Annotated in this window: 5 protein-coding genes and 1 pseudogene; 1 reads left to right on the forward strand and 5 read right to left on the reverse strand. The window is 63.8% G+C overall.

Features of this window, described 5'->3' with window-relative positions; translation table 11 throughout:
- Nucleotides 1-68: 68 nt before the first annotated feature.
- Nucleotides 69-893 (reverse strand): annotated as a pseudogene (locus Q8Q53_RS07565) (tyrosine-type recombinase/integrase); the annotation flags it as partial.
- Nucleotides 894-998: 105 nt separating this feature from the next.
- A complete protein-coding gene (locus Q8Q53_RS07570; RefSeq protein ID WP_305701157.1) occupies nt 999-2129 on the reverse strand; it encodes a tyrosine-type recombinase/integrase in 1131 nt (376 codons plus the stop codon).
- A gap of 189 nt (nt 2130-2318) precedes the next feature.
- On the opposite strand from Q8Q53_RS07570, the gene Q8Q53_RS07575 reads away from it, so the two are divergent.
- Nucleotides 2319-3290 (forward strand): hypothetical protein, encoded by a 972-nt coding sequence (locus tag Q8Q53_RS07575; RefSeq protein WP_305701158.1) that lies wholly within the window; start codon nt 2319-2321, stop codon nt 3288-3290.
- A gap of 152 nt (nt 3291-3442) precedes the next feature.
- Here Q8Q53_RS07575 and Q8Q53_RS07580 read toward each other — a convergent pair whose 3' ends face one another.
- From Q8Q53_RS07580 to Q8Q53_RS07590, 3 genes are read right to left on the reverse strand one after another with little or no spacing between them, the layout of a single operon-like run.
- A complete protein-coding gene (locus Q8Q53_RS07580; protein ID WP_305701159.1) occupies nt 3443-4360 on the reverse strand; it encodes a TniQ family protein in 918 nt (305 codons plus the stop codon).
- Between the two features lie 44 nt (nt 4361-4404).
- Entirely contained in the window at nt 4405-5265 is an 861-nt protein-coding gene (locus Q8Q53_RS07585) for a TniB family NTP-binding protein (RefSeq protein ID WP_305701160.1), read from the reverse strand.
- The gene (locus Q8Q53_RS07590; RefSeq protein WP_305701161.1) at nt 5241-6917 is read right to left on the reverse strand and encodes a Mu transposase C-terminal domain-containing protein; all 1677 of its coding nucleotides are present in this window, start codon (nt 6915-6917) and stop codon (nt 5241-5243) included. The genes Q8Q53_RS07585 and Q8Q53_RS07590 overlap by 25 nt, the downstream gene beginning before the upstream one ends.
- Nucleotides 6918-7081 lie beyond the last annotated feature (164 nt).

Genomic DNA, 7081 nt, shown 5'->3' on the forward strand with positions numbered 1-7081 from the left:
TGTGACGCGCCATAATTGACGTCATTCCCCGTACCGGTCCCGAAGTTGGCGTACCAAAATAGACGACATTATTCCATCCTGCCAAGCAGGCGACCTGCGGCACCCTGTTCAGCGGCCAGATTACGGTTGTAGAGCAGCGGCATCCGGGGTGATTTCCAGCGCAGAGCATCCATGATGCCCGCGAGATTTTCGCCTGAAGCGAAATAGTCCTGGTTGATCCCGACTCGGGTCGAATGCGCGCTGATCTGTCCCAGCTGCTCCTCGAACACTTTTCCGTCGAGGTCACCAAAGGCCCCCGCCTTGAATGCTCGGCGCAGGATTTCCCGGAATATCGGCGTGATTGAACCGGAATGTAGTGCAAGATCGCCAACATCATATTCGACCCGGGCCGGTGTCGCGTCCTTGCCGGTGAACCATGTCTTGTCCCAGCGGGCGTTCCACCCGACAGAATTCGAGTTGATCTTGCTGCGCGCGCTGCGCGCCGCGTAACGCCGCACGATCACCAGGCGAAACACCGCTCCCGTCTCGATGCCAGCCTCACCCAGCCACCGGGCAACAGCACTGACACTGCGCGGGGAGAGATAGGCAGTGGCCCCCTCCCCTTCCTGGTCGCCTTTCGATCGCGCGATCTTGAGCAGCCGCGCGTCGGGATCGAGCGCCTCGACAATATCGTCGATCTGTATCGCCACCAGCTCGCTCGCGCGCAGACCGGTATCATAGGCCACAGAGAGCAGTGCCCGGTCGCGCAGCCCGGGAAGCGTGTCGCCGCAGGCATCGAGCGCGGCGCGGACATTGATCCCACGCGGAACGTCAGCGAGCGGATCCTTGACCGCACCCTTGAATCGGAGCGGGCGGGCTTGGCGTTGCACGACGCCAACCTTGCGCCGGTGGGCGGCTGTCGGACGCCAAAGAAGAGCGCAGTAGCGTGCAGTTCTTCGCAGGCTGGGTGCCAAAATAGACTGCGGTGAGAATATGCGCCGAGACGGTCCCTCTGCCCCCTACACCTGATCGCTAAAACGTTTGGCCAACCGCGCGCTGGCGCCGCTCTTCATGGCCAGTTTCGCCCCGTAGCGCATGACCGTGCGGGCGTCGCGCCAGCGGTAGGCCTGCATGATCGCGGGTAGCCCCTCGCCCGCCGCAAAATTGTCCTGCGCCACGCCAACCCTTATCGAGTGCGAGGACACCGCTTTCAGCCAACGCTCGAGCTCAGCCTCACTCATCTCGCCAAGCAGGCGCTTTTCCCAAGCGCGGCGGACGAGACGCTTGTAGATCAGGCCAATGCTATTGGGATGCAGCCGCGCCGAACCGATCCTGTCGATCGAGCCGTCGAAGTGCGTCACCACCCGGCGCAGCAGCGGACCCTTGTCAATGCCGCCCACTTCGCGCCAGCGGGCGATGGCCGCCAAGGTCGCGGGCGCAAGATAGGCCTCAGCGCCCTCGCTCGCCTGGTCGGTCTTGCTCGAGGGGATGTTCAGAATCCCCGCCCCCTCGGCGTCGGGGCCCTCGATATGCGCCACGTCGATCGCCACCAGCTCTGATCGGCGTGCGCCGGTATCGTATGCAATGCGCAGCAGCGCTGCGTCACGCAGGCCCAGAGCGTCACGCCGACAGGCCTTGATGAGGTGGGCAAGGCAGACGCCGGACGCAGGGCTGTCGAGATCGGCGATATCGCCCTTGAACCGGATGGCCCGGGCCTGACGCTGGCGCACGCCCAGGTGCTTGCGCGCCGCCTTGCGCTCGAACTTCACCAAGGGATCGGCAGTCGGGTCGGGAAGACCCGCCATCCGGTAAGCCCATCCGACATGAACGAGGTAGCGCTCGATGGTCGCCGCAGCGCGCGGCGTCACGTCCGAGGTATCGATCCCGGCTAGCGCGCGTATCCAGGCTGCCACATCTGTTGGCGAGGCTTCACGCGCGGACACGCCGTGCTTGCGGCACCACCCACCCCACAAGGTCAGGTCAGAGCGGAACGCCCGCCTTGTGTTGCGCGACCAGCCCCGCATGGCGGCGTCGAGCAGCGCGGCGTCGATGGCCTCACCGCCGCCGACCAGCGCCCGCACGTCAGCGATGAGATCGACAGGCTCGCAGCTCAACAGAACAATTGCGGTGGAGGGACGCTTTTTCGCCATGGGCGTGAGGATAGCCGGGCGTTTCTATAATGTATAGAGGCGTGATAAGCAGCCATTATCAACACTAAGCGTAGCACAGGGTAGACTGACCTACCAGTTTAAGGATACTATCTTGCCATGGCCCGCCCTCCCTTGCCCTTCTGCGCGCTTGCCTGGACACCCGACCTTGCCGGGGCGTTCGGAGATGCCATGGCCGCGATCGCGAGGCTCGATGCCCGGATTTGTGCAAGTTTGGTGGCACCGGCGTGGCGCTTGCGCGCCGCCTGGACCGGCTATACCCGCGCGCTCCAGCTGCAACGCGTCGAAATCGACGAAATCGATGTTTTTGCAGGCCAGTGCGGGCTCCACCTGCCTGGCCGGGGGCGGATCGCCACGACCGGCGACCCGTTCGGCGCCCTGCCCGCTTGGCAGGCCCGCCTCGCCGAACCCGCGGGATCCCACTGGCGCGAAGACCTGCCGTTCAGCTTCGAGCTGCCTCGGGGCTGGGCCGAGGCCCCTGCCCTGGTGCGCGCACTCGACCTTGCCGACATCTGGTGCCGCAACGACGCCAGCTCCTCGCCCTGGCTGGCACGGCCGATCCTGCTTGCCCGTCTCAAGCTCACCCACACCCCCCTGCCCTGCCTCGCAGGCGGCGACGAGGCCCAGCGCTTCGCGCTTGATGCCCGCCCCGCGCTGCTCAAGCGTCTGTTGAAGGGCTTGCGCAAAAGCGCCGAGGACGGTCTCGAGCGGCTCGACGCGCTTGAACGGTTCCGTCTGCGCGCCGCTACCGCCGTGGCGAGTGAGCACCGCCCCGGCAAGCTCACCGAGCTCACCCGCCTCGCGCTGGCCCGGCCGAGCCTCGCCGCGCGCACCATCACCGGCGAACTCGGTGTCACGCCGTCTGGGGCCGGTAAGCTGCTGGCGCGCGCCGAAGGTCTGGGCCTGCTCGTCGCGGTCGGCGCGCGGCAATCATGGCGCACCTATGTCACCCCCGATGTCGCCGTCGCGCTCGGGGTGAAGCCGCCCGAACGCGGCCGGCCGCGCGGCCAACCCCAGCCCACCCGCGCCGTCGATGCAATCCTCGGGCAATTCGATGCCGAGATGGCAGCGATCGATTCGCGCCTGCAGCGGCTCGGCATCGCCGCTGAATCGCAAAATTCCTACCAAATTACTGAATTATAGCCGTAATATCCGGGGTCGCGGAAACCGCCCAAAGAACGCGAAAATACCCTTCGGGATAGGTAAGGGTGCCAAGACCCTGTGGACGCGCTCTACGGGGCTCTGAGCGCGATTTTTGCCGAAAATGCCGGTGGCACCGCGATGCGCGAGGTCAATCACGGCTCACCGGTCGGAAAATGGCCGGATCGGGCCTGTGCGTCTCGGCGCTCGCGCACCTGGGCATAGGCCAGCAGCACACCGAGCAATTCAGCGTCGAAGGCCCGGGGCAGTGCCCTCCCCTGCCCCACGCGCCAACGCGCCGCCCGTCGCTTCGCTCGCCTGGGGGGTTCGAGCGACTCCATATTCCTGCCCGGACGCTCTGCCAGGCCGCGCCCGATCAATTGCTCGAATCCCCACACTGACCGGCCGGCGTGACTATGTGCCAAGGCCAGCATGGCGATGCGGTCGCGGGCAAAATGATAGACGTTCGCCTGAAAGCGATCGAGGTAGTCTTGATTGCGGCCCTTCAGTCGCCGTCTGCTCTGCCGGATCAGCGTGTCGAGGCACACCTCGTTTCGCTCGATCATCGCCCCCCGGTAGCCCAGACCCCACCGCAGGCTCTCCGCGCCGGCGATCGCTCCGCCCAACCAGGAGAGGTCATCCTGATCCGTCGCCCCGCCGGGTACCGGCACCTTGCTCAGCGGGAGATCGTGCAGACGGCACCGCCAGCTCATTCGTAATATCCATTCCTTGCGGATGATCCGTGGCCGTCCGTCACGCAGCGCTTCCTGCCAGCAGCGGGCGCAGGCATAATGGCGCGAGCGGCGCGGTAGCAGCGCGGCACCATCGACAGCTAGAAACGAGCTTTCAATGTGTTCCGGCTCGGTCTGTACCGCCCAGGCAAGCTGTCCGACCATCTGGGACACTGCGTAAAAATCTTCTAGCGCGACACCGCTTGTACCCCGGGCGAGGTCCAGGCTGGCAAGCGCTGAATCGATGCCTAGATGCTGAAACAGTGCGCCCCGCGTGGTGTCATGCGCGAGCGCCATCCGCGCAATCCACGAATCGAAGCATTCTTCAGCCTGCGGGCGCACGCGAAGCGCCAGCGGTTCCGATTCCGGCTTATGCTCCCTTCCCGTCACCGGTCGATATAGGAGGGAAAGAACTTGGCGGCCTCGTATACATCGGAAAATTCAACCCGTTGCCGACCGTATGTGTCCTTGGCAACACGATAGCTCCGGTGCAGCAACCGCTTGAAATTGCCGGTCACCCCGTGGCTGTTGCGCCAGATGAACTCGGCGATTTCCGGCTCTGCGAAGCGATCCGGATCGATCAAGCCCATGCGGTGGGCCAGAGCCCGGATCAGTTGTTGCGAGGGCTCGCCCGGAAGCCAGGGAGGCATGCGCAAGATAATCGAGCGATAAGCCAGCTCCACGTCGTCGCTGAAGATGTCGGCAGCGACGTCGAGACCCGCGACGACCATGTGAACGTTGCCCTCGCTCATGAGGAAGCGGAAGGAATCCAGCGCATCGCGCCGCGCCCGGCCGCTGGCTGTGAGGATCGCATGGACGTTATCGATCGCAACCAGCTTGGTTCCCTGCTTGCCCAGCAGTTCTGCCACCTTGAGGTCGGCAATCTGATGCGTGCGCCTGGTCAGCGGCCACCCCTGCTTCCACAACAGCGCCAGATTGATCCTGAGTGCAGTCGGGTGGGTCGGCACCACCGCGTGCAACATCGGCACGTAGCGCGCCTCGCCCAAGTTCGCCGGCTCCGGATAGGCCAAGCGTATGCGCCGGCCGACCTCCTTCAGGATCGACGTCTTGCCCATGCCGGACTGCCCCACCAGGACCACGCAAGTCGGCCGGTCGTCCGGGTCCTCGTCGACGAGCCCCATCAGCGTATTCACATGAGCCCGCGCCTGGTCGAAATCGATCCAGAACGCCTTGTGCAGCGAGCCCGATGACTGCGAAGATACTACTGGTTGATCGGTTTGAGCCACTTCACCTCCCCCAATTCCTCGACAGACAGCCACTTCGCTCGTTCTTCCCGAAGCCCTTCGGGCGGCGGAGCGGCACTGTGTGAAATGCCCTCGCGTTCGAGCCGTTTGCGCAAGCCCCGCTGTTCCCGGGTGCGGATCGTTGCGCCTTGCACTTCCTGCCGGTTGGCATTTACGAGCCGGGCGATCTCCGTTTGCCCGCCATTCTGTTGAAAGGCGCGGCCACGGGTTCGCAAGGCAGCAGCGGCAGCGTCCCACTCGACTTTCGTCACATGGGGGAACGTGCCCACGACGCGCGCGGCGACGAGCTTCTCGTCGATCTGCGGGTACACCTCGTGGATCGTGCGCTCATCGACGTGGATCATGATTTTGAGGCCAATCCGGGCCGCGAAGCTCTCGTGCCAGTACCGCCGGTAGTCGATCTGAACCCCGCTGGCCGTCACGGTGCGTTCGATCCACGGCAGAAACCGGCGGGTCAATTGCTCGACATCGATTCCGGGGGGAACCAGCGAACCATGTGTCGCAACCCCGTCGGCCCACATTTGTGCCGGTGCAAGCTTTCCGAGCCCTTCATGCGGCGTCATGTGATAGCGGCAGATTTCCCTGATAAACCAGCGCTCAAACTCCTCCAGCGTCATGGCCGACTTCTCCGAAGGATCGTACCCATCACGCTTGGTGACATCGCCGCCCGTAGCGCCGGGAAGCAGCAACATCTTGTCCGACATAGTGCCGATCAGACGCTCGATATGTCCGCCCATATGCGAGGCGCCACGCGGCCGGACATCCGGATCGATCCCATAGGTGTGGCAGGCGCTTCTGAACGCTTCAGCGCGATGCGCCGAAGCGAAATCGGCGTGTAACCGCTTGAAAAAGCCATGCATCGGATAATCCTCCGTCATGCGGAGGCCAGTGAGTAACGGTTGCTTGGGCAACAGCGCATTGGCAACTGCCCGCCCGCACCGGAAGATCGATGGGTCCCCAAAGCTCACATAGAACCCGAGGATGCAGCGGCTCCAGATATCGATGAGCAAAGTCACCCAGGGCCTCCCCAGGGCGTTGCGATCAACACTATCCACCAGCATGACATTGGCCGGCGAATGATCCATCTGAACAACATCCAGAAGCCCTGCGCTGGGGTATTCGCCAGGATGGGGTTCGTGCGCGGTTCGCCGCTTTGACCCCATAGTTGCGCGCGCCAATTGGGGTGAACTGATCTCGCCTATCATCCGCTCGATGCTGCGCACACTGGGAACGTCGACCATGTCGAACCGATAATCGCCCGTGTCCGCGATCAGCAGGCCGCGAATCTGGTTTGCCGCTTCCCTGATCGCGGGAGTCGGCCTTTTCAGGAAAATCACGACAATCTCTTTGTTGATCGCCTCGATAACTGCCGCCGCGGCGTGCTTTTTGCCGGGCTGGGGGCCCTTGGGCAGCGAAGCAAGGCTCTCGGCGATGGGGTTGATTCGAAATCGGCGCGCAAGCTCCCGTATCCGGCGCGCGCCCAGTCCAGCTTCCTCGGAGATCGCTGCTACCGCTGCGGCAGTCAAAGGCCCTTCTAGCGGCACGAACCTGCGAAACACGGAGTAGAGTTCGGCGCCGACCTTCAAAGCCGTTTCGGACGGCTTGGCTATCCTTGGCGGTTTTCGTTCGAACAAGGGACGACTCCGGCTTCGCAAGCAGCAACCGCCGTGTCGGCTATTTTGGCACCCAGGGGAAGATGACTTTCGTCTGCGCCAGGGAAAGATTCACCGAGAAGACGACATTATTGCTATTTATCAATCTATTGATGTGATTGGCGCGTTCTTTGTCACGCCACAGC

It is taken from the genome of Novosphingobium sp. (assembly GCF_030699305.1).
Classification (GTDB): domain Bacteria; phylum Pseudomonadota; class Alphaproteobacteria; order Sphingomonadales; family Sphingomonadaceae; genus Novosphingobium.

Excerpts from the sequence above, each read along its gene's own strand:
- Q8Q53_RS07570 (WP_305701157.1), bottom strand. The coding sequence starts at position 2,129 with ATGGCGAAAAAGCGTCCCTCCACCGCAATTGTTCTGTTGAGCTGCGAG.
- Q8Q53_RS07575 (WP_305701158.1), top strand. The coding sequence starts at position 2,319 with ATGGCCGCGATCGCGAGGCTCGATGCCCGGATTTGTGCAAGTTTGGTG.